General features: G+C 66.7%; 1 protein-coding gene. It reads left to right on the top strand.

Annotated features, from left to right (window positions below):
* On the top strand, positions 1-511 hold a 511-nt coding region (locus AB0I53_RS32075), incomplete at both ends, for a hypothetical protein (RefSeq protein ID WP_358611342.1).

Below are 511 nucleotides of genomic sequence, written 5' to 3'. Positions count from 1 at the left end.
CGTGTCACCGCCCTTGCCATCGCCGCCCTTACCATCGCCGCCCTTACCGTCACCACCCTTACCATCGCCCTCCTTACCGTCACCGCCCTTACCGTCACCACCCTTGCCATCGCCGCCCTTACCATCGCCGCCCTTACCGTCACCACCCTTACCATCGCCCTCCTTACCGTCACCGCCCTTACCGTCACCCTCCTTGGCGACCGGCTTTATCGACGTCACCGGCTCCCGCGGCACAGCCCCCTGACCACCAGCCGAACCACCGGATCCGCCACCACTGCCTTTGCCGTCACCCACCTTGGCCTTCGGCGCTTCCACAGCCACGCCTCGGGTAAGCGGCCCATCCCCCTGACCACCAGACGAACCGCCGGAACGACCACCAACACCTTCCTGGCCCCCAGCACCGCCCTTGCCGTCACTCTCCTTGGCGCCCGCCTTATAAAGCGTCCTCGGCTTCAGCGGCCCATCCCCCTGACCACCACCAGACGAACCACCAGAACCACCACCGCTGCCC

The organism is Saccharopolyspora sp. NPDC050389 (assembly GCF_040655595.1).
In the GTDB taxonomy this organism is placed as follows: Bacteria; Actinomycetota; Actinomycetes; order Mycobacteriales; family Pseudonocardiaceae; genus Saccharopolyspora.
The sequence above is the reverse complement of the archived record's forward strand: the minus strand, read 5'-3'. Positions and strand labels throughout refer to the sequence as shown.